The following is a 476-nucleotide window of genomic DNA, read 5'->3' as shown; positions in this document are numbered from 1 at the left end:
AGCTTTAATTCACGACTATATTTGGACATAAAAAAGACCCCCAATAATTGGTTGTCCAACTATTGGGGGTCATTTCACTACTTTGGGCTTTTTTATTACAGCATAGAAGCTAACGCTCAGCAAAACGGAACAATGAATCAATAGCAATAGGACAGTCACCTACCTGATGCACAATGGCTTCTGCTTGCTGTAACGAATCAAAACTGCATGGGTTGCCGTATGTATCGGTAACAGGGTGATCCTGTCCCCCAGGCTCGATAAAGTGTACCCCCCACCCTGCACTTAAGAAATCGTGTACAAGCCTAGCTTCAATGAAACGCTGCTCCTGATAGAGACTTTTACACTCTGAAAGTACCATAACTTCCTCCTCCACAGTGATTCCATCACATTAACTATAGCTGTTAACGCTTATTTTATAGTCACAATGTACGATTCAATAATAGCTCTATTAAAATAATCCCTTCACTTTTAGTAAT

1 protein-coding gene is annotated in these 476 nt (G+C 40.3%); it reads right to left on the bottom strand.

Translation table 11 applies throughout. The features are described 5' to 3' along the window. Window positions 1-109 precede the first annotated feature (109 nt). Window positions 110-358, bottom strand: a complete 249-nt coding sequence (locus tag ASV53_RS24535) for a hypothetical protein (RefSeq protein WP_094959034.1) — start codon at window positions 356-358, stop codon at window positions 110-112. Between the last annotated feature and the right edge of the window lie 118 nt (window positions 359-476).

This window comes from Photobacterium sanguinicancri (assembly GCF_002265265.1).
Lineage (GTDB): Bacteria > Pseudomonadota > Gammaproteobacteria > Enterobacterales > Vibrionaceae > Photobacterium > Photobacterium sanguinicancri.
The sequence above is the reverse complement of the archived record's forward strand: the minus strand, read 5'-3'. Positions and strand labels throughout refer to the sequence as shown.